General features: G+C 58.2%; 23 protein-coding genes and 10 pseudogenes. 16 read left to right on the top strand and 17 right to left on the bottom strand.

The features are described from left to right. Positions 1-31: 31 nt before the first annotated feature. The 3 genes from tnpC (J3P73_RS37140) to J3P73_RS37130 are packed head-to-tail and all read left to right on the top strand — an operon-like array spanning position 32 to position 2598. On the top strand, positions 32-1669 hold the full coding sequence (tnpC, locus tag J3P73_RS37140) for an IS66 family transposase (RefSeq protein WP_207580289.1): 1638 nt from the start codon (positions 32-34) through the stop codon (positions 1667-1669). After that, on the top strand, positions 1666-2277 hold the full coding sequence (locus J3P73_RS37135; protein ID WP_207580288.1) for a plasmid pRiA4b ORF-3 family protein: 612 nt from the start codon (positions 1666-1668) through the stop codon (positions 2275-2277). The genes tnpC (J3P73_RS37140) and J3P73_RS37135 overlap by 4 nt, the downstream gene beginning before the upstream one ends. A gap of 30 nt (positions 2278-2307) precedes the next feature. Next, entirely contained in the window at positions 2308-2598 is a 291-nt protein-coding gene (locus tag J3P73_RS37130; RefSeq protein ID WP_207580287.1) for a hypothetical protein, read from the top strand. A gap of 615 nt (positions 2599-3213) precedes the next feature. Here the strand turns inward: J3P73_RS37130 and hxsA are convergent. Genes hxsA through J3P73_RS37110 form a run of 4 tightly spaced genes read right to left on the bottom strand, consistent with a single transcriptional unit; the run spans position 3214 to position 6528 of the window. Continuing rightward, the gene (gene hxsA, locus J3P73_RS37125; protein WP_018486482.1) at positions 3214-3810 is read right to left on the bottom strand and encodes a His-Xaa-Ser repeat protein HxsA; all 597 of its coding nucleotides are present in this window, start codon (positions 3808-3810) and stop codon (positions 3214-3216) included. After that, a complete protein-coding gene (gene hxsC / locus J3P73_RS37120) occupies positions 3807-4892 on the bottom strand; it encodes a His-Xaa-Ser system radical SAM maturase HxsC (RefSeq protein WP_018486483.1) in 1086 nt (361 codons plus the stop codon). The genes hxsA and hxsC overlap by 4 nt, the downstream gene beginning before the upstream one ends. Continuing rightward, complete coding sequence (gene hxsB, locus J3P73_RS37115; protein WP_018486484.1) at positions 4889-6295, bottom strand: His-Xaa-Ser system radical SAM maturase HxsB; 1407 nt, start codon at positions 6293-6295, stop codon at positions 4889-4891. The genes hxsC and hxsB overlap by 4 nt, the downstream gene beginning before the upstream one ends. Beyond that, positions 6292-6528, bottom strand: coding sequence for a hypothetical protein (locus J3P73_RS37110; RefSeq protein ID WP_204340063.1), 237 nt, complete (start codon positions 6526-6528; stop codon positions 6292-6294). Before J3P73_RS37110 ends, hxsB begins: the two co-directional genes overlap by 4 nt. 199 nt (positions 6529-6727) lie before the next feature. On the opposite strand from J3P73_RS37110, the gene J3P73_RS37105 reads away from it, so the two are divergent. Further along, a complete protein-coding gene (locus J3P73_RS37105) occupies positions 6728-7249 on the top strand; it encodes a peptidoglycan-binding domain-containing protein (protein ID WP_018486486.1) in 522 nt (173 codons plus the stop codon). 142 nt (positions 7250-7391) lie between these two features. Further along, positions 7392-7775, top strand: a pseudogene (locus J3P73_RS37100) (helix-hairpin-helix domain-containing protein); the annotation flags it as partial. Between the two features lie 190 nt (positions 7776-7965). On the opposite strand, the pseudogene J3P73_RS37095 reads toward J3P73_RS37100, so the two are convergent. Next, positions 7966-8365 (bottom strand): annotated as a pseudogene (locus J3P73_RS37095) (AraC family transcriptional regulator); the annotation flags it as partial. Between the two features lie 701 nt (positions 8366-9066). Here J3P73_RS37095 and J3P73_RS37090 point away from each other — a divergent pair. Both J3P73_RS37090 and J3P73_RS37085 read left to right on the top strand, forming a co-directional pair. Beyond that, positions 9067-9267, top strand: a complete 201-nt coding sequence (locus J3P73_RS37090; RefSeq protein WP_026237248.1) for a hypothetical protein — start codon at positions 9067-9069, stop codon at positions 9265-9267. Positions 9268-9345: 78 nt separating this feature from the next. After that, positions 9346-9516 (top strand): annotated as a pseudogene (locus tag J3P73_RS37085) (transposase); the annotation flags it as partial. 137 nt (positions 9517-9653) lie between these two features. Here J3P73_RS37085 and J3P73_RS38430 read toward each other — a convergent pair. Next, positions 9654-9767: pseudogene (locus J3P73_RS38430) on the bottom strand (IS6 family transposase); the annotation flags it as partial. Positions 9768-9839: 72 nt separating this feature from the next. Here J3P73_RS38430 and J3P73_RS37075 point away from each other — a divergent pair. The 5 genes and pseudogenes from J3P73_RS37075 to J3P73_RS37055 form a co-directional block, all read left to right on the top strand. Beyond that, a pseudogene (locus J3P73_RS37075) lies at positions 9840-10202 on the top strand (DDE-type integrase/transposase/recombinase); the annotation flags it as partial. A 350-nt stretch (positions 10203-10552) separates the two neighbouring features. Then, positions 10553-11380, top strand: a complete 828-nt coding sequence (locus J3P73_RS37070; RefSeq protein ID WP_018486493.1) for a type IV toxin-antitoxin system AbiEi family antitoxin domain-containing protein — start codon at positions 10553-10555, stop codon at positions 11378-11380. Then, positions 11377-12237: a nucleotidyl transferase AbiEii/AbiGii toxin family protein gene (locus J3P73_RS37065; protein WP_018486494.1), complete on the top strand. Its 861-nt coding sequence runs from the start codon at positions 11377-11379 to the stop codon at positions 12235-12237. Before J3P73_RS37070 ends, J3P73_RS37065 begins: the two co-directional genes overlap by 4 nt. Positions 12238-12276: 39 nt before the next feature. Then, a complete protein-coding gene (locus J3P73_RS37060; protein WP_207580328.1) occupies positions 12277-13233 on the top strand; it encodes a hypothetical protein in 957 nt (318 codons plus the stop codon). Positions 13234-13451: 218 nt separating this feature from the next. Beyond that, positions 13452-14186: an SDR family NAD(P)-dependent oxidoreductase gene (locus tag J3P73_RS37055; protein WP_207580327.1), complete on the top strand. Its 735-nt coding sequence runs from the start codon at positions 13452-13454 to the stop codon at positions 14184-14186. 191 nt (positions 14187-14377) lie between these two features. Here J3P73_RS37055 and J3P73_RS37050 read toward each other — a convergent pair. Further along, positions 14378-14554: pseudogene (locus J3P73_RS37050) on the bottom strand (small ribosomal subunit protein bS21); the annotation flags it as partial. On the opposite strand from J3P73_RS37050, the pseudogene J3P73_RS37045 reads away from it, so the two are divergent. Next, positions 14553-14735, top strand: a pseudogene (locus J3P73_RS37045) (slipin family protein); the annotation flags it as partial. The pseudogenes J3P73_RS37050 and J3P73_RS37045 overlap by 2 nt on opposite strands. Positions 14736-14927: 192 nt before the next feature. On the opposite strand, the gene J3P73_RS37040 reads toward J3P73_RS37045, so the two are convergent. Continuing rightward, positions 14928-15479: a hypothetical protein gene (locus J3P73_RS37040; protein WP_245002791.1), complete on the bottom strand. Its 552-nt coding sequence runs from the start codon at positions 15477-15479 to the stop codon at positions 14928-14930. Between the two features lie 24 nt (positions 15480-15503). Between J3P73_RS37040 and J3P73_RS37035 the strand changes: the two genes are divergently transcribed. Together J3P73_RS37035 and J3P73_RS37030 are read left to right on the top strand one after the other, a co-directional pair. Beyond that, a complete protein-coding gene (locus J3P73_RS37035) occupies positions 15504-16001 on the top strand; it encodes a hypothetical protein (protein ID WP_130676468.1) in 498 nt (165 codons plus the stop codon). 54 nt (positions 16002-16055) lie between these two features. Next, a complete protein-coding gene (locus J3P73_RS37030) occupies positions 16056-16262 on the top strand; it encodes a hypothetical protein (RefSeq protein WP_080642907.1) in 207 nt (68 codons plus the stop codon). A gap of 119 nt (positions 16263-16381) precedes the next feature. Here the strand turns inward: J3P73_RS37030 and J3P73_RS37025 are convergent. From J3P73_RS37025 to J3P73_RS37010, 4 genes and pseudogenes are all read right to left on the bottom strand, one after another. Then, positions 16382-16534 (bottom strand): annotated as a pseudogene (locus J3P73_RS37025) (aminoglycoside phosphotransferase); the annotation flags it as partial. Positions 16535-16585: 51 nt separating this feature from the next. Beyond that, positions 16586-18547, bottom strand: coding sequence for an elongation factor G (locus J3P73_RS37020; RefSeq protein WP_018483752.1), 1962 nt, complete (start codon positions 18545-18547; stop codon positions 16586-16588). A 32-nt stretch (positions 18548-18579) separates the two neighbouring features. Beyond that, complete coding sequence (locus tag J3P73_RS37015; RefSeq protein ID WP_157633279.1) at positions 18580-18750, bottom strand: hypothetical protein; 171 nt, start codon at positions 18748-18750, stop codon at positions 18580-18582. Positions 18751-19386: 636 nt separating this feature from the next. Beyond that, positions 19387-19590, bottom strand: a pseudogene (locus J3P73_RS37010) (IS6 family transposase); the annotation flags it as partial. A 292-nt stretch (positions 19591-19882) separates the two neighbouring features. Between J3P73_RS37010 and J3P73_RS37005 the strand changes: the two are divergent. Next, the gene (locus tag J3P73_RS37005; protein WP_245002790.1) at positions 19883-20353 is read left to right on the top strand and encodes an autoinducer binding domain-containing protein; all 471 of its coding nucleotides are present in this window, start codon (positions 19883-19885) and stop codon (positions 20351-20353) included. Between the two features lie 177 nt (positions 20354-20530). On the opposite strand, the pseudogene J3P73_RS37000 reads toward J3P73_RS37005, so the two are convergent. The 5 genes and pseudogenes from J3P73_RS37000 to tnpA all read right to left on the bottom strand — a co-directional run. Next, positions 20531-20709: pseudogene (locus J3P73_RS37000) on the bottom strand (transposase domain-containing protein); the annotation flags it as partial. A gap of 92 nt (positions 20710-20801) precedes the next feature. Further along, positions 20802-21155 (bottom strand): hypothetical protein, encoded by a 354-nt coding sequence (locus J3P73_RS36995; RefSeq protein ID WP_207580326.1) that lies wholly within the window; start codon positions 21153-21155, stop codon positions 20802-20804. Positions 21156-21282: 127 nt separating this feature from the next. Next, on the bottom strand, positions 21283-22866 hold the full coding sequence (tnpC, locus tag J3P73_RS36990; protein WP_207580325.1) for an IS66 family transposase: 1584 nt from the start codon (positions 22864-22866) through the stop codon (positions 21283-21285). Between the two features lie 53 nt (positions 22867-22919). Then, positions 22920-23273: an IS66 family insertion sequence element accessory protein TnpB gene (tnpB, locus tag J3P73_RS36985; RefSeq protein WP_028743786.1), complete on the bottom strand. Its 354-nt coding sequence runs from the start codon at positions 23271-23273 to the stop codon at positions 22920-22922. Then, the gene (gene tnpA, locus J3P73_RS36980) at positions 23254-23700 is read right to left on the bottom strand and encodes an IS66-like element accessory protein TnpA (protein WP_164563643.1); all 447 of its coding nucleotides are present in this window, start codon (positions 23698-23700) and stop codon (positions 23254-23256) included. The genes tnpB and tnpA overlap by 20 nt, the downstream gene beginning before the upstream one ends.

Here is a 23700-nt window from a genome sequence, read left to right as displayed (position 1 = left end):
AAGGTGGGAGCGAATATGATTCCATCTCGTTATGACCGATGCGGCAGATCAGCTTCCCGACGACCTTGCCAGCGCGCATGCGATGATCCTCGCCGAGCGCGCGGCACGCCGTGAAGCCGAGGCCGTTGCTGCCCGTGCCCAAGCGGTGAACTCACATTCGGATGCGCTGATTGCCCGGCTCCGGCTGGAGATCGAGAAGCTCAGGCGCGACATCCACGGCAGCCGCTCGGAGCGCAAGGCACGCCTTCTCGAACAGATGGAATTGCAGCTCGAGGAGTTGGAAGCTGATGCCAGCCAGGACGAAATGGCTGCGGAGCTGGCGGCAAAGTCCTCTAAGGTCCAAGCCTTCGAACGCAAGCGTCCATCCAGGAAACCGTTTCCGGAACACCTGCCGCGCGAACGTGTCGTCATTAGCTCGCCGACAAACTGCCCATGCTGCGGCTCGGCCAAGCTGGCGAAACTGGGCGAGGACGTTACCGAGACATTGGAAGTGATCCCGCGCCAGTGGAAAGTCATCCAGACGGTGCGCGAGAAGTTCTCATGCCGGGAATGCGAGAAGATCGCCCAGCCGCCGGCACCCTTCCATGTGACGCCGCGCGGCTTTGCAGGGCCAAACCTTTTGGCGATGATCCTGTTTGAGAAGTTCGGTCAGCATCAGCCGCTGAACCGGCAAAGTGAGCGCTATGCCCGTGAAGGCATCGACCTCAGCCTCTCGACGCTTGCCGACCAGGTTGGCGCTTGCACCGCGGTCTTGAAGCCGCTGCATGGCTTGATCGAAACGCATGTGCTTGCTGCCGAGCGTCTGCATGGCGATGACACGACCGTGCCGATCCTGGCGAAAGGCAAGGCCGATACCGGGCGCATATGGACCTATGTCCGGGATGATCGGCCGTTCGGCGGAACATCACCGCCAGCAGCTCTCTATTATGCCTCGCGCGATCGGCGGCAAGAACACCCCGAGCGCCATCTGAAGACCTTCACCGGCATTCTGCAGGCTGATGCCTATGGCGGCTACAATCCGCTGTTCAAGGCAGAGCGCCATTGCGGTCCGCTGACCCAGGCATTGTGCTGGGCGCATTCGCGTCGCAAGTTCTTCGTGCTTGCCGACATCGCCACGAACGCCAAACGGGGAAAGAACGCGACGCCGATCTCGCCGATGGCGCTCGAGGCAGTGAAACGGATCGATGCCCTGTTCGACGTCGAGCGTGACATTAATGGTCTCGCTGCAAGCGAAAGACTGGCGCGACGTCAGCGGGACAGCCGTCGTCTTGTCGAAGAGCTTGAGGCTTGGATGCGGGCCGAGCGGACAAAGCTGTCGCGCAGCTCGCCGGTCGCCGAGCCAATCGACTACATGCTAAAGCGCTGGGAGGGGTTTACCACCTTCCTAACCGACGGACGGATTTGCCTAACCAACAACGCGGCTGAACGGGCGCTGCGCGGTTTTGCTCTCGGCAGGAAATCGTGGTTGTTCGCCGGTTCTGATCGTGGTGCCGATCGCGCGGCCTTCATGGCAACGCTGATCACGACCGCCAAGCTCAACGATGTCGATCCGCAGGCATGGCTTGCCGATGTCCTGGCACGAATTGCTGACATGCCGACAACAAAGCTTGCAGAGCTGCTGCCTTGGAATTGGACAGGTCCGCGTCCTATGATGGCGTTGGCATCATGACCGTCGATCGCATCGCCAGGCTACATATCCAACTCGACGGTATCGAACCTTTGATCTGGCGCAGGGTCGAGGTTCCACTCACGATGAGCTTGAAGGGGCTCCACGATGTCATTCAGGCCGTGATGCTGTTCGAGGATTATCATTTGTTCGAGTTCGAGGCTGGTGGGCGGTGTTACGATGTGCCGGATCCAGAAGACCTCTATGAACGCAAAACCTTTGCAGCTCGCAACGTCCGCATCGCGGCACTCATCGAGCGTGGGATCGCGACCTTTAGCTACACCTATGACTTTGGTGATAACTGGCGACACACTATCACGGTCGAGGCAGTGGAGGATGGAAACCCCAGCATCGAATATCCGCGCTTCATCGATGGTGAGCGCAGAGCGCCGCCGGAAGATATTGGCAGCACCTCGGGGTTCGAGGAATTCCTGAACGTCATGGCGAAGCCACGACATGCGCAGCATCGAGAGTTCGTGCGTTGGTATGGTGGCCGCTTTGACCCAGAAGATTTAAGCGTTGATATCGTTCAAAACCGTGTCGCTAAAATTGCCCGCCGTCGGACACTCGGAAAAGCTGGATTTGCGAAGAGCCAAAACCGGCAGCACTGACCAAATCTGAAAGACACAGAACGAGGCATCATGGGCTACCGCAACTCCGCCCTCTATACCCTGAAATATGTCGCAGCGATGCTTGATGAGGACGAAGACTTCTTGCGAGAATGTTCGATTGAGATGTTCTCTGAAGATGGCTGCTTGTCTGCATATGACGACTATCCGGCCTCGGAGCTCAGCGAGCACATCATCTTGTTCACCCAAGTGGGGATCGAAAACCTTCAACAAATTATCCGCAATCTTCGCGGAATTGGCGACCCGCCATCGAAACCAGCGGCAGAAAGAAATCGCAAAAAGCCTCGGCTACTGCGGTCCTGACCGGATGGTTACCCTTGACTCGCCTGCCATTCAAACAACGTGACAGCGCCCGACCTGAGACAAGGCATCGTGATCCCCCAATGATCGCGATCTTGCCAGGCTTTAACTTAACAGCTGCTGATATAGAACATTTACGCGACACGGCCGTAAGCTTCGGGCTCAGCGGCCAGAACAGTGACCGGCGCGTTGCGCACTGCGGTCGCCACTCAAGGTATGAAAGACTAACGCGCGTTTCGCGTTGGTTAAACCAATGGCCATCTACAACGTGACGAGCGAGGCGCGGATCTTCGTGGAGCCGTTGGTTTTGATCGTGTGTCCGACGAGATGGGGAGCCACCAAACCGCCGAGGACAACCGCATCATCGCGGCAATGGGGCGGCGTTAATGGTTACCAGTCGTATTTTGTCTGGCAATCGGCGCCTCTTCGGCAGCCAAGGTTAAAGTCGCCGCATGCGATCGATGTGGAGCTGAGAAAGTAGCCAACGACGGTATAGATCGCCGCGACCGTCAGATTGCCCTCGATGTCGCTGCTGCCTCAGTTCAGATGCGTCGCCTCATCGACCTTGGCGAGCAGCGTGCCAAGCGGTGGGTATAGAGCGGAACGGCATTCCAATCGCTATTGTGCTGCAATCCCGAATGCGTTCAAGACCTCTGTCGTTACCGTGCCGGTTATCTTGAGGTTGTTGTCCTTCTGCATCTGGCTCAGCGCCGCGCGCGTGTCCTCGTCGACGACGCCAGTCAGGGCGCCAGCGTAATAGCCGTAGGCCGTCAATCCCGACTGCACCTGGATGACGATCCGCCTGAACTTGTTCGCGTTTCCGGGCAGAGTTTTCGCGGGTGCCATCTGCTGCGGAGCGGCGGGCGCAGGAGCGGGCGTCGGTGCAATCAGGGCCGCCGGTGGGGAATAGGTTGGCGCGGTGTAGCGAGGTGGCGGCGGTGGCGAGGGTTCACTGTAGGAGGGGCTGCTATCGGTCGTGCTCGGCAGATAGCCGCCGCCGCCGCTCGACCGGTGGCTGGAGTGGGAACTGTGCGAGCTGTGGCTCGAATGGGAGCGATGGCCGGCCAGCGAATAGAGATGCCTGATCTTCAGCCGCTCGAGAATCGAATGCGGGTCTGGTTTCTTGACGATCGGATCAAGCGGCATGGCGTCGGTCCTTACCGGCAGGAATCCTGCCGCCAACAGCGACGGGATGAGAAATACGCGTCGTTTCATATCGGCCCCAGCCCCCTGAAACCTTTCCTGTGATCATACCATTCGAAAAATCCTCCGCATCGCTGCCGTGCGGAGCAGTTTGTGCAGAAGGGCTCTTGCTTGTTCTTCCAGTCTGAGATCGACGCTGCCGCGAGGTGGCGGTAGCGCTCCGCGACCGAGCAGAGCGGGAAATTATAGAGCTGGACCGGCACATCCCTTGCGGTCGCGATATTGATGGCGCGCGCGAGATTGGCGAAATCCGTCGAGGTATCCTTGAAGATCAAATCCCAATTCATGCGGCCGAAGCCGATGTTTTCGAGCTGCATGATGGCCCAGCGTTCGACGAAGGGCAGGGCGGTGCCGACGAAGCCGGCCAGCGCAGGTAGGTCGACGTCGTTTTGCCGCATCACTACCGTTCGAAGCTCGATGGCGGCACCTGCCTCGAACAGCATAGCGAAGGATTGGATGAGCCGGTCGAAGGCACGCTGCTTCTTGACGATGGTATCGTGGAGTTCTGCCTTAGCCGCATAAAGCGGGATACCCCAGAGGATGCGCGTGGGGCCGATCTCTTGAAGCGTGGCGATGTCCACTTCGTCGAAGTGCTGGCCGTTCGACAGGATATGGAATTTCAGGTCCGGTCGGGTCTTTGCCAGCGACAGCAGCATGTCGAAGAGCTTGCCCTTGTGGAGGAGAGGCTCGCCGCCGGAGAGGCCAATATAGGCATTCGCCGGCGCAAGCGAGGCGGCGGTCTCGAGTTCCGCAAACAGGTCGACATGGTTCTTCTTCGGAGGCTGCGAGCACATGACGCACAACTGATCGCACTGCTCGGTAATCAGAAACGTGTTGTGCTGCGAATCCGCCCTGATCAGCCGCCGAGCGCTTGCCTGTCCCGGCAGGACCATGATGACGTCGTTGTCGAGCGCGACACCGTCCGTCGCGTGGAGAGTGAGCGAGAACCCCTGGAAGTCGTATTCCCGCCGAGTTCCATCGGTCCCGATCAGGACAGCATCATTCGGCCCAAGATCGTCTGCCTCGTTCCGCAGTCTGACGATGAGAGGATCGACGATCGGAAGCGGCTCGACCTTGATGCGCAAGTCGATCATGAGTGGACCTTCGTCAATAGCGGATCGATCTCCTCCAGGCCCGACCATAGTGCGATCGATCTCCGCACCTTCGGGTCGTCGGAAAAGAGCAGCTCGAAGACGAGATCGAAGATCGCTGTATGCCGCTGGCAGAAGTCGGTCTGGTGGCGGGGCAGGTCGATCCGCCCATGTCTGGAGAGATCGTCAATGAGGTCGACGCCGCAGAAGGCCTGATAGGGACAGTGCACGCAATCAGCGTCGAAGAGATTGAGCGCCTCCATATTGAGAGCATCGACGATTGTCCGATCCAGTCCCGTGCGGACGTCGCCCATGCGCAGATCGATCTGGTCGAGCCGGCTGATCATGCGCGCCTCGTCGGTCGGGTAGAACGAACCGTCGTGATCAATCACCAAATAACTTCTGCCGACGATGTTGGGGTTCCTGAGGTCGACATGATTGTCATGACCGCCGCGTACGACCCGCCGCAGGCAGTGGGAGAAATAGAACTCCTCAATCGTCTGCTCCGATGTCGCGTTGTGTTCGATGAGGGACATGATGAACCGACGGACATAGTCGCTCCAGCGACCGGCGACATCTTTTGTCCGGAAGCGTTTTCGGGCAAAGCCCTGATGATTGACCGGGCGTAGATAGATCGACCGGAAGCCAAAGGACGAGTAGAGCTCGATCACGTCGCAGGGATCGGGCAGGGCATCGAGGTCGAAGGTTGGTAGTGCTGATACCCGCTCGGGCCAGGAGTCCGTCGCTCGCGCCAGATTCCGGAAGAACCCCTGTGTCGTCGCAGCGCTTTCGGTCCGGTGACGTTGATGCAGGTCGATTGTGGGATCGAGCGACGTGCTGATGGAGGTATCTTGCGACGACAGGAAGCCCCATGCCTGCTCGCTCACCTCCTGAAGATTGGTACAGACGACGAATTGCACCTTCTCGAAGCGCTGCCGCGCGAAGGCGCGGACCTCCTTTAGAATGTCCAGTCGAAGGAGGGGCTCGCCGCCCTGGAATTCGATCTTGATCGTCCTCGTCGAGAGCCCGTCGAGGAAGCCGAGGACCGCATTGAGCGTTGCCGCATCCCAATCATGTCCGGAGGCGTTTTCGTTGACACGGCTGACCTGGCAGTAGGCGCAGGAGAGATTGCAGCGCAGTGTGGGCACGAGAATGACGTAGTCGAGCTCGGAAGGCGCGTGCAGACGCTTGGCCCATCGGTAGGCAAAGGCACTATAGCCGAGGTCGCCGCTCTTTTCGAAAGCATGCCCGTTCGTCTTGAGAAACGCCTCATCGCCGGGCGCCAGCCTGTCCTCTACGTAGCGATCGAGGAACGTCTCGCTGGAACGAAAGAATCCCCCGGCGTCGTCGCAAAAGATGAAACCTTCCGTGCCGATCGGCCGGAACTTCAGCGGCATCACGGTCATCGCAGCAGTCTTTCGATGACTGCCCGGCGAAGCATATCGGTCTCACGATGGATCTTTTGGCGATAAAGCGTATGCCGAAATGCGGCGATCAGATCCAGGTCGCAACTGCTCACCTCGACGCCGTCCTCCGTGGTGGTGACGACCACCTCGGGATGCAGATAGGAGAAGCGCGCTATGGCTTCATCAAGGTAGGGCCGGAAGATCGGCGCGATGTCCAGGTTCACTTGTGTCATCCTGAGGAGCAACCAGAAGGTGATAGCATAGATTGGTTGCGATGATTCCTGAATCTGAACGCCGAAGTTGATACCGACTTTTTTTGGACTTTGTGCCAATAGGATAGAAAAGTCGCATTGACGGGTGTTGAGGGCGGGTCGGGAGCATTGGCGCGTCAACCCAGCGGTGTATAGTCATCCGTCTCGGGGAATGAGTCACATGACGATCCAAGCGAAATTCTCGGCATTGGCGATGGCGTGCATGTTTTGCGCGATCTCGACAGGACAGGTCCACGCAGAAATCAGACCGGTTCGCGACGTCCAGAAGGCGCTTGCCGATCAGGGTTTTGATGCGGGCACGCCAGACGGGATCTGGGGATCGAAATCCGTCGCCGCACTCAAGGGGTTTCAGCGGGCCCATGGGCTCACGCCTTCCGGCGTCGTGACCCAGGATTCGCTGAAGTCGCTGTTTCCGAGTTCGAATGGCGATGCACAGCCCGCCGCGCTTCCGGTGAATGTGGTTGCGGTACCCATCGTATCTTCGGTCGATCCAAAGCCTGAGGTCCTTTCTTCCGAGCCGGTGAGCCTTTCGCCGCAAGTGTCGCCGCCGGCTCCCGCCATCCCCATCGCAAACCGAAGCGGGAGCAAGAGCGGAGACAGTTCCGGTTACCTCGTCGTCGTATTCCTCATTATGGTGGCCTTCCTTTTCTTCCGGAGAAAATCAAGGAAAAGAACCGTGTAGCCGGTTCGATCCAAGGCTGGAGTCAAATCGGGTCGGCCAGTTGATGGCCGCCGCGCCGCGCGTTGAAAAATCGAAGACGGATAGCTGCGAGAATTCGTAGTTTTGGAGGTCTTCCCCTTGGTCCCTCGACGTAATTTTCACTCTGGAGGGAGAGCGCCGCCATGCTGTCCGCTTGGGCATGCGCTTGGTGCGTGGACTAGCGGCGGTCGACGCAGCACGCATAGTGGCCGCCCGTGCCGATCACCCCTTCGACAGCATCGATGACATGTGGCGGCGCGCGAGCGTTTCGGCAGCATCGTTGGTCGATCTGGCGGAGGCCGATCCTTTCCTGCCATCGCTCGACGTTCAGCGACGGGATGCGTTTGGATCGAGCATGATGGCTATCAATGGCCGAATCCAACGGGAAGGGGAGGTCGTGCACCTCATAGCCCAACAGCTCTTCGATCTGTCGGGCGACCTATCCGCCTTGGCGGATCGTGATGGGGAGTTCAAACTGCCGACGGGTCGCGGTGACGAGGCTTATCATACCGCCAGATCCCACGTTTGATCGATGCCCGGTTACCGTGACGGTACCGCACCTCGACCTCTGCTACGAAATTGGCGATGGCCGCGGCTTCTATAAGCTGGAGGGTGTTCGGCGGCGGGACGATTCTGTCGCCGAAGTCTAAGCCGACGCACTTCACGTCCGAGGACATCGGGTCACAATCAAGCAGCTACGGCAAGAAGACGAGCACAGCGACTGAATCGGTCATCCGCCCGCGGTAAGGATAACCAAGAGACCTGAAAAATACCTCACCTGGGCCGGTCGCCGTTACATGCCGTTTGGCCTCGGTCCACGCCCAGCCGCTGCGCGTTACGCCGACGTTCCAGTGATCGATTGGGCTCGATCGCAGCATGGCCTGAATATAGCTGCATGCCTGCGCGCGCTGCTGAACGATGAGGATATCGCCGAGATGCCATCCGGTCTGTTCCGCAAGAAAACCGTCGCCCTCTGTTTTCCATCCGGCAGATGAACATCCACAAGCGGAGCCATATGTGATCGCCAGGACTGGAACTGTTCTTTCGGTGGCAGGTTATGCGTCGAAAATCGCAAGGGCACCAGCGCCGCCGCTCCAGGTGCGCCGGTCATTCCTGTCCCGCAGCGGGGTCATCTCCAGACTCCGTAACCATCCAATTCCTCCAGCGCATAAGCCGATCCGGGCTGCTGAAACTGAAGCAAACAATCGTTTTCGCGGCTGAACCGCGCAGCCATCTTACAAAAGCCGAATTGGCTAAAGCTTTACGTGCATAAGCTACTTATCATATTCCCTGGTGAGCAGAAATGGACGGACCGATAATTTTCAGGATGCGGCGATAACGACAATTGCGTCCTGTTCATATATCTAAATGAGTAGTGGTTAATTCCGAAGGAAGTTCGGAAATTCCAAAATACGCAGCTGCCGGTGCAATGTAGTTTCGGGGCGCCGGCAACATAAAACGATATTTATTCAAAACAAAACATGCAAAAATAGGAGGATAGGTCGTGAACTATCGGAGAATTGTTCTTGCGCGCTTTGCGCAAGCGTTGGCTTGCAACAGGAATCATTCTACGTGCACCCGCTCAGGCGCCGGGAAGAATTCCACCGCCTATTGTGCAGATACATGCGAGACGCTCCTGATGCCGGACATCGGCAAATAATGGCGCGCGAGGGGTTGCGCGCAGCCGAGGCAATCTGTGTCGATGCGTAATGGCTTGAGGCTTGCATGCAACCCCTACCATATCCACCCATTGTCGAAATTGTTGACGCTGCCTTTCATATGGCAGAGCGGAGGCTAAGATGACCACGGCATGTGATGAGAAACATATCGAATTGAAGCCGATTTCGAACTGCAGACGAGAAGTCGAAGTCGCGATGGTGGAAATGCTCGTCAGTTTGCAGAAACGTGGATGGTCGGCTGCGGAATTGGCACTGGCGCTCGCAGATGCCTCCGAAGATCTCGTCATGCTGATTGCGACCAAAAGGCTTCGACCGAATTAGGTCGTGGTGACGATTTAACGGTTTGGGATTCCGCCGGAGGCGCAAATCAGATTCAAGGCTGACTTTTGGATATCGGCCGTGGATTGTGATGCGCTTCGGGATGACCAGTGGGAACGGATCAAGGATTGTGTGCCGGGCGGCACGAAGGGCAAACGCGGCCCGCGCACGAACAACCGGCTGTTCCTGGACGCGCTGTTGTGGGTGGCCCGTTCCGGCGGTCGCTGGCGTGACCTGCCCGAACGGCTCGGCGGGCACTGTAAACTTAACGCTGCGAAGACAAGATCTGGGAGTGAGGCTTTGGTTCATTCGGCGTGGCGCGATTTGGCGCCATGCTTGGATGGCAGTTGCTCGCAATTCTCGATGGTGGTGGATGGAATATCGTGGCGGGGAACGTTAAAGAGGTTGGCGATCGGGTCGTGTACGGAAACGAAACGCTGAAGGTGTCGCGCTGACTTGAAGCGCTTCATGATCCTCTCCCGCCGTCGGACGGGTTGATGAGAGGGTACTGTCACATTGATTGAGCGGTAAGGAAATTGAGGTAGCAGCGCACCCATGACCGTGAGTGCACCGACAAGGCGGCCAAGCGCCTGCTGACGCGACTTCTGAAGAAACACGGCATGCCGCCAAAGCGTATGATCACCGACAAATTGCGCTCCTACGGGGCGGCCAAACGCCAGATCATGCCGAATGTGGAACACCGCTCGCATAAAGGCTTGAACAACCGGGCGGAGAATTCTCACCTGCCGTTGAGAAAACGGGAGCGAACGCGACAGGGTTTCCGGTCGGTTGGCTCATTGCAACAGTTCGTGTCGATCTTCTCCGCCGTCCGAAACCTCTTCGTCCCATCCCAGACCAACCGCTCCGCAGCACAAATTCGAACCCATCGACGCCAGGCAATGGCCGCGTGGGAAGCCGTGAGTGCACGGCCTGCCTGAAAAGCGCAGGCTCGGCCTCACGTGGCCGCATTCAAACAACGTGACAACGCCCGGCGAAGAGCTTTTCACGCCATAGGGCCATGCCTGGCCTTTTTGAGGGAACGAGCGTCTGACGGCTCAGGAAATAGCCCGCGTCAGGGAATTGAAATTCGGCATGCGCAGCGTCGCCCTTCGCTTTGGCGAGGAGTCCCTTCCGGCGCGCAAAGCGAAGGTCCGCGCAACGGCTGGATTTGCAAGCTATGGAGAGAAATCATGTTGGAAAATCCGCATGTAGCGCGGATATTCGAACATGAATTACCCATGCAAACAAAACGTGTTGCAATGTCTGTACATAGAGCGGATAATTGGACATGATTCACGATAAACGGGCCGCGCTTTCCGCCTATACATCAAACTTGCTCTCCCAGGGGCGGGTGGTTTTTGATGGCCGAGAGGCGATCGAAGCGCTGGGCATCAATCGTGGCGCGTTCCTGGACTCAGCCGAGCGTTTGCAGCGTCGAAAACTACTCCTCAACCCGCGCCACGACTTCTATATCGTGGTCCCTCCACAATTCATGTCATTGGGCGCTCCGCCACCAACCTGGTACATTGACGCGCTGATGCGCCATGAGGGGAATTCCTATTATGTCGGTCTGCTTAAGGCTGCCGAACTGCACGGTGCCACGCATCAGGCCGTGATGGAGTTTCAAGTCGTGGCGGCCAAACGGCTCCCCAAGATCAGGGCCGGTCGCAACCGCGTCGTCTTCTACTACCGAAAGGATATGGAGACCGTCGCCGCGGGCGTTGTCGACAAGAAAACCGAGACAGGTTCGATGAGAGTGTCGTCACCAGCTCTCACAGCGCTCGACATTCTGCGGTATTCTCGTGGCGCCGGCGGTCTTGATAACATCTTCACTGTCCTCAGGGACATCGCGCCGCAGATTGATTTCGAAAGCCTGACCAACCTGTCGCGCGTCACCGAACGGCCGGTCGTGCAGCGCCTCGGCTACCTTCTCGACAGGCTGGGTCACGGCACACGCCTGGCGTCGATGCGTACCGCCTTGGAAGACCGCGGCAACCTGCCCTGGACGGAGCTGGACCGCAAAGAAGCCGGCGATCCCGACTTTTCTACTGAAGTGCTCGAGCGCGACCCGCGTTGGCGGGTCATCGTCCGCCGCTATCCGGAGGCCGATGAATGATACCAGCTCAGAATATTGTCGCGTGGGGCAATGTCGCGCCTTGGGCCGATCAACGTCAGATCGAACAGGATCTGATTATCAGCCGGGCGGTGGTCGCGATATTCACCGACCCCTTCTTGCGCGAAGCCTTGAGGTTTCGCGGCGGCACAGCCCTCAACAAACTGCACTTCCCGGCTCCGCTGCGCTACTCGGAAGACATTGATCTCGTGCGCACAGAGGCCGGGCCGATCGGCCCGGTCCTGGACGCCTTGCGTGTCGTCCTCGAGCCGTGGCTTGGACACGGTCAGTACGAGTCAAGTCCGGTCGCACCCAAGTTGAAATTCCGGATTGAGGCCGAGGACGGCGGCGGCGTCCCCATCCGCCTCAAGGTCGAAACCAACATCAGCGAGATCGAAGCGTATGATCCGCCGATCGACTTGCCGTTCGGCGTGACCAATCCATGGTTCACCGGGAATGCGTCCGTCCCGACATTCTCCCGTGAGGAAATGTTGGCCACCAAGCTGCGCGCGCTGCTGCAGCGGGAGAAGGGTCGCGATCTCTATGACCTGGCGCATGGCCTGGAGACGTTTGAGGGCCTGAATGTGGAGAAAGTGGCTGACTTTTTTGGCCGCTACGTCGCACTTTCGGGCCAGGTGATCACGCGGGCACAGGCTGAGCAACGGATGTTCGCGAAGCTTGCCCGGCCGCGCTTTCTGACCGACATGCAGCCATTGCTTCCGACACAGCAGGCCGAAGCGCTGACCGACCAAACGACCCTCCAGTCATTTACCAGCGTTTTTGCGGCATTCATCGAACGCTTGCCCGGTGACACGTGGTTACGCACCGCTGAAATGCGCAAGCGCTTCGGCGTGGTGTAGAGATATGAATTGGAACGATGACGTCGAGGGTGGCCTGGGATGAGCGACGGAACGAGAGAAGAGGAGCCGCCGACGCACTATCTTCGCCAGGACAATGATGGGTCCGGGACGCAGGTGTGGCGTATCCAAGACTCTGAGGCAGTGAGGCTGGGTGTTTCCAATCCCGAGCAGGGCGCGGGGACCTATATTAAAAGGGGCAAACGGGCCTCGATTTGGGCGGCATTTCGAGAAGACACTCCTTGGTTTACTCCTGGCGGACCCGAGACCGGGCCGTTTCATCGCCTCGATCTCCCGCCAGCTCACTACTATCGTCGCATCGCCAGGCCGCTAAATGGCAGCTTCGCCCATCCTAAAAACCCCGACGCCGGCGAAGAGCGCGACACGATTGCCGTAGGTGCTGGTCAAGCGCGCGCTCTGACGCATCATCTCGATCGCATCTGCCAAACCGTCCATCCCCATACCGAAACGCTGGGTGTTTACGGTCACGAAATCCGCAACCTGCTGATCCTTGCAGCGACCGAGGTCGAAGCGCATTGGCGGGGGGTCCTGGTCGCGAACGGTAGGTCGGGCCAAAAACTCAACACGAACGACTATGTGCGGTTGCTACCGGTCATGCGCCTCGATCAGTATGCGGTCGGCTTTCGTCCCTATCCGTGGCTAACGCCTATTCGCCCCTTCGCCGGGTGGAATTCTCAAGATCCCACCAAGACTCTCCCCTGGTACGACGCTTATAACCGGGTCAAACACGATAGAGAAACACAATTCAGTGACGCGCGGCTCGAACACACGTTCAACGCCGTCGCCGCATGTGTGATTATGCTTGCAGCTCAATATACCCCGTCGATCGGCTTGGGTGGTCACTCGGATCTGAGCTCTTTTTTCCAGTTTGCCGAGACGCCGGAATGGACACCAGAACAAAGCTACGCGAGCATCTCACACGACCAAGATGGCCGCTGGGTGCCGGTTGATCACCCAGCGCTCGTACGCAAGCAATGAGACTGGATATCGGCAGCGGGGGAGGGGGCGGCGCGGGCAATCATGGACGACATCGATCAGGGTGGACGAGTCATCCTTGCGCATGTGAGTGTAGCTGCTGCTGAATGACGTCTGTGTGGACGTCGATGCGATAATATTTGAGCGTAGGCAAACGTACATCTTGCGCCAAACGCTTTCTCATTTATGAGGCATCATACATCTAGATGGATGAGGGTCTTATGGCAACCGGATACATGCTGTTGACAGGCGCAAGCCGCGGGATTGGCCACGCAACTGTAAAGTTATTTCAGGAGAAAGGCTGGCGCATCCTCACAGTGTCGCGACAGCCATTTTCAGAGGAATGCGCCTGGCCGACAGCAAAGGAGAGTAACATACAGGCTGATCTTGCAGATCTCTCTCAGGTCGGCCCGCTAGTCGCAGCGGTTAGGGAGCGTCTTCCTGATGGGAAGCTTCACGCACTGGTCAACAATGCCGGCATTTCGCCCAAAGGCCCGGGCGGATCAAGGCTGGGTGTTCGCGGAACCGATGCTGAAACCTGGACGAAAGTGCTGAACGTCAATCTGATCTCGACGGCGCTGCTCGCGCGGGCACTCCTGCCGGAGCTTGAGGCGGCCAAGGGTCTCATTGTCAATGTGACCTCGATCGCGGGCTCGCGCGTTCATCCTTTTGCGGGCGTTGCGTATGCGGCGTCAAAAGCAGGCCTCGCTTCCTTGACCCGCGAACTCGCCCATGAGTTCGGCCCGCGTGGTGTGCGTGCAAACGCGATCGCTCCAGGCGAAATCGAAACCTCAATCCTGTCGCCGGGCACCAACGCATTGGTCGAGCAAGAAGTCCCGATGGCTCGGCTTGGAACGCCCCGCGAAGTGGCAGAAACAATATACTTTTTATGCAGTGACGCCTCCTCGTACATCAATGGCGCCGAAATCCACATCAACGGCGGACAGCATGTCTGATCTGCCGAGGGGAGGGGCGGTCGTGGAATGCGATCGGCGGGCACCGTAAACTTAACGCTGTGCGCAGATAGCCGTATTGGCGCGGAGCCGCCAAGCGAGCGGGAATTGGGTGGAGGCCGGATCACGGTCGATAACGTACGCCCTCGGCCGTCATACCCTCGACAGACGAAACATCCGTCACTCGATCCCCACTAGCGACCAGAAGCTCTCGCCTTCTTGGGAGCCGAGATACCGCTTTCCCGCTCAAGCTTTTTGCGAGCGAGTTTACGGACGCGCCTGATACCCTCGGCCTTCTCACGAGCACGTTTTTCGGACGGCTTTTCAAAACGCTCCCGAAGTCGCGCCTCCCGGAAAACGCCTTCGCGCTGCGAGCAGCAGGCTGCAGCCAAACTGCTTGAAGCAGCCGAAATCCTCGCCAGGCAACCCGAGGCCATGCAACTTCGTTATTTGAGTACATTGAACGTCATCGCCGGCGAAAAGACCTCGACGATCATATTTCCATTTCCGATGGAGTTCGGCAAATTGATGCCGCCCAAACCGGACCGATGACGACGCCTTGAATGCGTTGTTTTTGCCGATGGAACAATGGTCCTGCGGTCAAGGTGTCAGCTAAGAAGTGCGTTTGGGACCTTCATCGGCAACGCCATAACCTGCGAAGCGGTGGGCGATCATCGAGCCGTGCAAAATGCCCGCGTTGACCTGATAACTTCATCCAAGTAACGAGATCCCGCGCTCCGAGCATCACTTGGACTCAATACCAAGCGCGCTTAAAAACTCGAGCATGGGATCATTAACGGCACGCTGGCGCAAAATCCGGGCTTCTCTGATTTCCGTGTCGTCTGCAGCACCTTCAATTTCGAACTGCGCCACGGCAACGTTGCCTTCGCGCAGGTAGCCTTCGTCTGGCTCGGGATCACAAAAACGGGTGAGCAATAGCGTCAGGGCACGTTCGATTACCTCCCGATCGTTGCCTTTCAGAGCCTCTTGGAATTTGGCGATTGCACCGGCGAGCCCGCCTTCTCCGTGTTCGAGGCAGTAGACGAGATCGTGCGCATCTTTGCGCTCACGCCGATGATCAAAGGCAAACGCCTTGAGGCATGTGAATGCCACGATATCGGCGTAGGGGATGGAATCTGTCGAGCGGCCTTTTTCACCCAACAGATCAGCGGTGACTTCCATCCGATCGTGATGCCCGAACACGAGCGACGCGTGAGGGATATTCACCGCAGAAACATTTCCTTCCGTCGGCAGTTCCTGCAATGCGCCACCCCGGAGCTTCGGATCGTCTGCCAAGAACTCCAGAATGACGAGAATGCCGTGCTTGAAGACCAGTCATTTAGCATCCCGGTTGATCAGATCGAATGCCGTGTTTTCGGAAATTTTCAGTTTTCTGAAGCTGTGGAAAAGACGAGGAAAGCAAGTTGGGAAGCTCTCCTCATTAAGAATTCTGCCGCCTTCGACGGGGCTTTGCTCCGCATGGCAGATCATCGGATTGAAGATGGCCGCTTAGTTGTTGCTGCAAATAGCACATCGTTTTCTGCATATGTTGCAACACGCGACCCCAGATTTGGTGATGTGTATCCGCACGCGGCACGAGCTGATCCGCTCGGAATGACTGCTGTTGTCTTGACAGCAGACGACAGTGTCATCGTCACGAAGAGAAGCCTTGCGGCGGATCAGAATCCTGGCGGGCTCTATCTTATCGGAGGCTATGCTGAACCCGGTAAAGGCTTTGATACGGTCGATCTATTCCAGGAAGTTGCTCGTGAGATCGCAGAGGAAATTGCTGTCTCTGATCTTACTCGCTCTGCATAGTTTGCAATTGGCCTCGCTTACGATCCTGTCTTCTGCCACCCGGAACTATTCCTGTTGACAGTCAGCAAATCGACAGCCGCCGATATTGTAGAAGGCGCTCAAAGTGCGCCAGATCGAAACGAAGCCGCTCAACTCCTCGCGTATCCACTGAGCGACGTCCTTGATGAGGGCGGCCCACTGGCGAATGCGCCGAAAACGTGGAGCTTCATCAAAGCCAGAGATTTTCTGGCACGGCATCTGCTGGCGAATGACTCCATTTAGAGTTTTCGGACAGACTCCGGGACCGGAAGAAAGCAAACGCTTGGCGTCGGCTAGCCAACGGGCAATAGCTGGCAGGCAATTTCCGATGTTTCGTGCGGCCGCCTCGTTGGTGCCGTTGCCTAGACCGCTCGAACTTCGGCAATCCGCTTGATCGCGTATTCGTCCTCCCAGCAGACAGCGGCTTCCCATGCGGCCGATGCTTGCGCGGCGATGTCATATGCGCCGCCTTCCAGACCGGCGGGATTGTAGGGCAGGATGAGGTCAAGGTCGGGACGTCGACATGAGCGCGGCTCTGTGAACGAGCATGAAGTTGCGCGAACGTTTCAGTGTGCGGTGCCTGGTTTCTCGTTTGCCCTCACGATGGCGTCCGCTTCCTTGCCGTATAGCTCCTCGAAGTGATCGAAGGTCTTGGAAAAATAACCAATGCCCTGCGTCGCCGAACGCAGAGCCCGCGCCAGATCGTTAAGTGCGCCACCCGGAACGAGCGCCCGGAAGATGTCCCATCCCTTGGTGGTTTCATCACGGTCGAAGCCGAGAACCTGACCGTTGAGAGCGGCGACGATCTGGACAAGGCTGCCTGAATAGACCGACGGGATGTGGAACTCGCTGCGGAAGACCGGCTGCATCAAGACCGTCGATCCTTCGGAAAGCGCCTGTCGCACCCCCATTTTCGACGCAGTCCGGAAGGCGTGTTCCGAACTGTCGACGGTATGGTGCTGACCATCTAACAGCGTTACGCCGACATCGATGACTTCGAAGCCTAGCGGTCCTTTCTCCATCGCTTCGCGCGCGCCCGCTTCGACGGCAGGGATGTAATTGCGCGGAACGGCGCCGCCCTTGATGGTTTCGCCAAAGGTGAAGCCCTGGCCGCGCTCGTTGGGGTGAATGCTCAACTTCACATCCGCGAATTGCCCGGCACCGCCGGTCTGTTTGCGATGGCGGTAATGAACCTCCGATGGTTTCGTGATCGTCTCGCGGTAGATTGGGCTGGGCGTTCGGTCGGTCACGGAGATGTGAAAGACATCGGACAGCGTTCGGCAGAGATCACGCAGATGCACCGGCCCCTGGGCGCGGACGAGTTGAGCGCCCGTGCCTTCCTCCTGCAAGACTTCCAGACCGCGATCCGTCTCGGAAAGTTTCGCCAGCGTTTCGGAAAGTTTGTTTTCATCGCGCTCGCTGCCCGGAATTAGGATTCTTTCAAGCATCGGCGTGGGTGGTTCCGTCCACTCAGGCGGGGCGACCACCGCGCCGGAGGTCAACAGCGAAGGGACGGGCAGGTGGTCGGACTTGACCGTCGCGAAGACATCCCCCGGCGCAGGCAGAACCGCCAAATTGGACCGCCCGTTTGCGAGATTTTGTACGGCGCCGAGGCTGGAGCCGCCCAGTGATGCGCCTTGCCGTAGTCCCTCGCCAAGTGCGCGCACGAGCACCGTCTTGCCGACATTCTGGCGATGATAGGCATGGAAGCTCACGGCCACCAGCTTGCCTTCATCGACAATTCCCGTAGGAGCGAGACGCTGCCGAAGAACCCCTACCGGCGGCGCCTCGTGGCGCAGCGCCTTCATCAGCCTCATCATGCCGTTGCCGTGACTTGCGGCACCGATCAGGACTGGAATAATCCTGTTTTCCCTGAGAACCCGTGATGAAATGGCATAGAGGGCATCACTGGATGGCTCGCGGTCCTCGATCAGTTCCTCGAGAAGCCAGTCATCAAATTCGGACAGGTGTTCCAGGAGCTCGGTGCGCGCTTCGTGCTCGCGTTCGGCAGTGCTTTCGGGGATTGCGATCAGCGCCGAAGGCTGGCCTTCCCGGTATCGCCACGCCCGTTCCGAAATCAGATCGCAACTGCCAATGACCCTATCCCCCTCGCGGATCGGGATCTGGCGAAGCAAAAGGGTGTGGTTGGTGTAGTCTTGAAGCGCGGCGATCACGTCCCTCAACCGCCCTCGCGGTTCGTCCATCCGGTTGACGTAGAGGATGCAAGGCGTCCCCGAGGCTTCGACTATCCGCAGATAGGGCGCGGCGAGCACAGCCTCCGCGGGTGCCGATGAAACGCACAGTATGCAGGCGTCGCTGGCAAGAAGCGCGTGCTGCGCATGCGCCAACGCTTCGTTGGGTCCTGGCGCATCCAGTGCACACCACGCCTCGTTTCCGAAGGTGAATTCTGTGAGGTTCAATCCATAAGGGGAGCTGGATTTTCTCGGCGTCCCCTCCAGGGAGCCGAGCTTTTCCACGACTGTCGATTTTCCGGTCTGCGAGGGTCCAAGCACGGTAAAGCAGCGCATCGGCCTTCCTCCAACTGCCATAAATACAATTTTCAGCCATCATAGGATGCCCTGAACCGCTGCAAGACGCCAGAGGTGTTCAGTGTCACAACGCTTGACCTGGACTTGCAATTGAGGCTGATCCCATTCTCGTAGAACTCGAACCATCGCCGGACAGCCTCGGAAACCACTGCCACCATCGGCTCGACCTGCCGTTCATCCATGTCGAACTCGCTCTCAGCGATGAGATCTAGGAGCGTGCTGAAATCCTTCAACGGGAAACGTTGGCTACACGTCGGACACGCCAGCAACGTGACGTGCGAAGCCGAATGTCCCCCGCGTCGATGTGAACCGTTTGCAGTTCAAAGCCATCGGAGGCCATTCGATCACCTTAGATTTGGGTGCGCGACGTCACCTTCCCGTGATTTCCCGAAAAAAGCCCCGCCGAGACGGGGCAAGTTCATGGATCGCAGGGGAGGAACAAACACCCGTGCTTTCCTGCAGGTACAACAAAAAAGGGACCGGTTAGGTTCCCGTCAGCGCTCGCCACGGATCAAAAAAGAAGCCGCCGAAACGGAGCAAATTTGTGGAAAGGACGGACCGCACAGGAAGGAAGGGAAGCGGACAACCCCAGTATGGGGCGCCTGTGCGATCCTTGTGGCCTAACTGAAGATAGTCGGAAAAGTTCCCAATGTTCCACTTCATCGAGAAGTCGCAGCACTGCGACATCGGCTGAAGATCAACTGCGACGGCCGCGTCGAAGGGGAACCCTTCCGCATCAAGCAGGTTAGACGTGCGCGGAGACGCAGGGGCGATGTCACGTTGTTTCATCAACGCCCGGACAAGGCTTTTGTCTGACCTCAGACTGTTGCGCCGGCCACAGCATTCCACTGCGCCATCGCGCGGATCCGATGAATGTGGATGGCGAGGGCTGACCGTTTCTGGTGCGGCGGGACGAAGAGATTTCGGACTGCTGAAAAGACTGAGATGAAACGTTGCAAGCCGCCGGCAGATCGAAATCCCTGTCTCATTTGTTCTCGTTTTCGAAGTGGCACGTGAGAATTCACAAAGGACGGTGCTGTACGCGGGCGCCGCAAGCTCGTCGCAGCCTGCTTGGCGCGCGAGACAGCGACATTATTAAGTTTTGTTGCTCGGGGCGCCAACAGGTTGCAGGACATTTGTGACACATCTAAACCGATCAGCGCAGTCGTCACGCAAACGCGTCCAGTTTGAGTTTGAAAATCACCAAGGAACATCCTCATTGCTGAACGGCCATCGCCGATGCCTCGCCCGGGCCGCCAGTCAGATTTCCAGGGAGCACGTGATCCCATGCATGGAAGTTCGCTTTTCGACAGATTGATCGACGCGACGGTCGCCGCCGCCAACGAACATTCCCTCAAGACGGCATTGAGCGACGTTGCTCGTGCGCATGGATTTGAGCGGTTTGCCTACCTTAATCTCCATACAGCAAAGAGCTTTGCCGTCTCCACCTACCAGAAGGAATGGCAATCGCTCTATTTCTCCCGTTCGTATATGGCCATCGATCCTGTGGTGACGGCAGCCAAGCGACTGAGGCGAGCGTTCAGGTGGTCAGTCGATGTTGAACGCCGGCGCGCGGACAACAGCATCAAGGAATTCTACGATGCCGCGGCTGAATTCGGGATCCGATCAGGTCTGTCGATTCCCATCTGGACGGGGTTTGGCCAGTTTGCCATCTTGACGCTGGCGTCAGCCAGGCATCTGGAGATGTTGATGCCTAGAGGGACCGAACTTCAGTCGGGGTGTGCGGCACCCGCCAAACAGAAGAGGTCCCAGGAAGGCCGGTAATGGCGCTTGCGGGTGTGGGTGCTGTAGGCCGTCTCGCCGGGGAGAGATGGACGGGTGGGGGTGCCTATCGTCGCCTCGTTTTGCCTCCTCTATCCGTAAGCGCGATTTTCCATGCGCATTGACGGCTGCGGCACCGCTGAAGCGCACTCGTACCGGGAGAGATACGCGGCTCTGTCGGGCCGCAGAGGTTTTGGAGAAGTTGAACGGTAGCAAGTCGCCGACGTCGGCCTCTTCGCCTCGCTGTGGCAACCCGGTGAGCACATGGCGCAGCCAAGTGAGTGGATCGACGCCACAGGCGCGGCAAGTCGGCATCAAACTATAGATCACTGGCTCGCCTTGGCTCCGTCAGCGGTGTCGGGCACACATATTACTGACCGGCGAATATCTCTGGCTGAAGGGAGCAAAGGCTTAGAGTGTCATTTCCGCCCCCAGCCGGAACCAACCCCTTTTATCGGATCGACATGCGGTAGCAGTGCTCTATCATCCGTCCCCTAAGGTTAAGATCGGTCATGCCAAATCTATCGACGTAGCCCAGCCCCAGGGCGAGTATTCCCTGCCCGGCGACGTTGCCCGGGTTATGGCTGTAGTGAGCTACGGCCATTTCCACTTCCTTCGTATAAGTGGCAGGGCCTTGCAGCAGAGAGACAATCGACTGGCCTCGGGCATTCAGCAATCCGGCTTCGCTTGCCAATCCGAGTTCAACCAATTTGGCTTTTGTCTCTTTGAAGGTTGACGGCGTCGTCTTTTGAAAATGTTCAAGCACGGCCTTAACTTCTTCGTCGGTGAAATTGGCATGCTCCATGGAATGATCCTCTCAAAACAGGAAATCCGTAAAACCCTGTATAGAACCAGCGATATACCCGCGTCTCCTCCGAAAGCCAGACCCTGGCTACCCAGCTCGAGGCACTCCAACAACGTGACCTGTTGGCTTAGGCCGCAGAGGTTTTGAGGTTGAACGGCAGCAGGTCGCCGATGTCGGCCGCTTCTTCGCGCTGCGGCAACTCAGTGAGCACGTGGCGCAGCCAGGTGAGCGGGTCGACGCCACAGGCGCGGCAGGTCAGCATCAAACTGTAGATCACGGCGCTGGCCTTGGCTCCGTCAACGGTATCACTGAACAGCCAACTTTTTCTGCCGGTAGCAAAGACCCTGATGTCGCGCTCCAGAATGTTGTTATCGATCGGCATCCTGCCATCCGTGATATAGTGCGTCAGATAATCCCATTGGTTTAGAGTGTAGGACACGGCATCGCCGAGCTTGGTATCCGGCACGACCATCGGCGCGATGTTGTCGAGCCACGACTTGAGCGCGTTCAGGACAGGCAAGCTGTGCTGTTGGCGAAAGCCGCGAATGCAGTCGGCCTTCGTCTCTCCGGCGTCTGGGGTTTTGTCTCTGGCCTGCTTTTCGATCCGGTAGAGCTGTTCGAAGAACCGGAGCGCCTGTTCCGGCGGTCCGCCCCCGCTCTTCCTCGTTTTGAGGGCCTCGACAAAGCGCCGCCGGGAATGGGCCATGCATCCGACATGGGTGGCACCATCCAATGTGCGCCAGGCTGTGTAACCGTCACTCATCAGTATGCCGCGGTAGTCACCGAGAAAGGTCTGGGGGTGAATCTGACCTTGGCCGGGCTGATAATCAAGCAGTACGATCGGCTCGCTACTGTCCTCGCCACTCCGGTATGCCCACATATACGATGTGCTTGTGGCTTCCTTGTCCTTTTCCTTTAGGACCTGAACGGTCGTCTCATCACCATGAATGAGAGGCTGCGACCGAAGCCGTAATCTCAGCGCATCATAGATGCGGTGAAGATGCCTCTCACTCGAGCCGATCACCCAGTGAGCGAGAGCGCCACGGCTGACCGGAACGCCGGCACGCTCGAATGTCTGAGCCACGCGGTAGAGCGGCGTGCCATCGACGTATTTGTGGACGAGCGCGAAGGCCACCGTCGAGGCGGTGGCGATGCTGCCCGGCAAGGGCTGCGTCGGCATCGGTGCAATCACGACGGGCGTATTGATCCCGGTGCGGTCGCAATGGCGGCAGGCATACTTGAACCGCACGTTCTGCAGGACCTTTGCCTTGACCTCGATATGGAGCTGCTCGGTAACCGCCTCGCCCATGCGATGCATTTGGCCGTGGCAGCACGGGCAGGCCTTCTGATCGTCGGGAAGGTCATATTCGACACGCTCGCGCGGCAAATCTTCCGGCAAAGGTCTGCGGCCGCGCTTCTTTCCCGCCGCGCTCTCGAAAGGCGGCAGGCCTGTTTCTGGAAGATCGACGACGTCGCCGTCGTCACTATCATCTTCACCCGCCGCCTCTTCGGCTTCGTTGAAGATGCGATCGATGTGCTTTTCGCTACGTGGGGCAAAACGATGGAGCCTTGCGAGCGCCAGTTCTTCTTCCAGCTTGACGACCCGCTGCGAGGGGGCTTCCTTCTCGGCTTTGAGCGCAGCGATTTCGGCGGCGTTGGCCGCCAACTGCGCCATCAGCTCTGCAACGCTCGGTTCGCCGGTTCGATTCATCGTAGTTTTGAATCTGAACCGCCCCTTTGCGTCAACAGCTCAATTCGCCACCTTCAACCGGCGATCTGATACTGCCGCACGGGATGGCGGATCATCGCATCGATATCGATCCCGTCGAGAATCCAGTGCAGTTGCTCGGTCGTCAGCGTGACCACCGGCACCTCTCGGCGCGGCCATCGGAACTTGTCTTCAGTCAACCGCTTCAGGATCAGCACAAAGCCCGAGCGATCGAAGAATAACAGCTTCACGCGGTCACGCCTGCGATTACAAAAGGCAAAAACTGCCGGGGCAAACGGATCGATCGCCATCGTCTCCTGGACCAGAACCGCAAGGCTGTTGATGCCGGCTCTGAAGTCGATCGGTTCGCGATGCAGATAGACTTGAAGATCAGCGCCCAGCTTGAACATGACCCAAGGCTCCGATTACGGCCGTCAATGCGTCCAGATCGCCGCATTCCAGCGTCAATCTCACACCATTCGGCAATGACGCGCTCATCTTCGCTGGAGGAGACAGCGGGCCGTTCCTCTCCACTTTTGGCGGCAGCTCCTCACGATCCGTCGCAAGCATCTCAATGTCAAACTTGCTGCTCGCGGCGGCGACCTGAACCGGAATAAAGACTGATGGCGAAGACGGCGGCAATGGATGGGCCTGGGTGTGTTTCCTGATCCATTTCCAAACGAGGTTCGCGTTGACCCCGTGTAGGCGCGCAAGTTTCGATACCGATGCGCCAGGTTCAAGGCAGGCCGCAACAAGGCGATCTTTCGAACGTTGATCGAAACGGCGTCTCCCATTCCGACCAACCAGCCGCACGGCAAGTTTTTGACATTCATCCAT

This window comes from Rhizobium ruizarguesonis (assembly GCF_017357285.1).
Taxonomy (GTDB): domain Bacteria; phylum Pseudomonadota; class Alphaproteobacteria; order Rhizobiales; family Rhizobiaceae; genus Rhizobium; species Rhizobium ruizarguesonis.
Note: the sequence above shows the minus strand (reverse complement) of the source record. Positions and strands in the feature narration are given on the sequence as shown.

Bases quoted from the DNA above. Each gene is read 5' to 3' on its own strand.
- J3P73_RS37110 (WP_204340063.1), bottom strand. From the start codon at position 6,528: ATGACACAAGTGAACCTGGACATCGCGCCGATCTTCCGGCCCTACCTT.
- J3P73_RS37070 (WP_018486493.1), top strand. From the start codon at position 10,553: ATGATTCACGATAAACGGGCCGCGCTTTCCGCCTATACATCAAACTTG.
- J3P73_RS37090 (WP_026237248.1), top strand. From the start codon at position 9,067: ATGACCACGGCATGTGATGAGAAACATATCGAATTGAAGCCGATTTCG.
- J3P73_RS37020 (WP_018483752.1), bottom strand. From the start codon at position 18,547: ATGCGCTGCTTTACCGTGCTTGGACCCTCGCAGACCGGAAAATCGACA.
- J3P73_RS36995 (WP_207580326.1), bottom strand. From the start codon at position 21,155: ATGGAGCATGCCAATTTCACCGACGAAGAAGTTAAGGCCGTGCTTGAA.
- J3P73_RS37060 (WP_207580328.1), top strand. From the start codon at position 12,277: ATGAGCGACGGAACGAGAGAAGAGGAGCCGCCGACGCACTATCTTCGC.
- tnpC (WP_207580325.1), bottom strand. From the start codon at position 22,866: ATGAATCGAACCGGCGAACCGAGCGTTGCAGAGCTGATGGCGCAGTTG.
- hxsC (WP_018486483.1), bottom strand. From the start codon at position 4,892: ATGATCGACTTGCGCATCAAGGTCGAGCCGCTTCCGATCGTCGATCCT.
- J3P73_RS37055 (WP_207580327.1), top strand. From the start codon at position 13,452: ATGGCAACCGGATACATGCTGTTGACAGGCGCAAGCCGCGGGATTGGC.
- J3P73_RS37130 (WP_207580287.1), top strand. From the start codon at position 2,308: ATGGGCTACCGCAACTCCGCCCTCTATACCCTGAAATATGTCGCAGCG.
- tnpB (WP_028743786.1), bottom strand. From the start codon at position 23,273: ATGTTCAAGCTGGGCGCTGATCTTCAAGTCTATCTGCATCGCGAACCG.
- tnpC (WP_207580289.1), top strand. From the start codon at position 32: ATGACCGATGCGGCAGATCAGCTTCCCGACGACCTTGCCAGCGCGCAT.
- J3P73_RS37015 (WP_157633279.1), bottom strand. From the start codon at position 18,750: ATGGATGAACGGCAGGTCGAGCCGATGGTGGCAGTGGTTTCCGAGGCT.
- J3P73_RS37065 (WP_018486494.1), top strand. From the start codon at position 11,377: ATGATACCAGCTCAGAATATTGTCGCGTGGGGCAATGTCGCGCCTTGG.
- J3P73_RS37135 (WP_207580288.1), top strand. From the start codon at position 1,666: ATGACCGTCGATCGCATCGCCAGGCTACATATCCAACTCGACGGTATC.
- hxsA (WP_018486482.1), bottom strand. From the start codon at position 3,810: ATGAAACGACGCGTATTTCTCATCCCGTCGCTGTTGGCGGCAGGATTC.
- hxsB (WP_018486484.1), bottom strand. From the start codon at position 6,295: ATGACCGTGATGCCGCTGAAGTTCCGGCCGATCGGCACGGAAGGTTTC.
- tnpA (WP_164563643.1), bottom strand. From the start codon at position 23,700: ATGGATGAATGTCAAAAACTTGCCGTGCGGCTGGTTGGTCGGAATGGG.
- J3P73_RS37105 (WP_018486486.1), top strand. From the start codon at position 6,728: ATGACGATCCAAGCGAAATTCTCGGCATTGGCGATGGCGTGCATGTTT.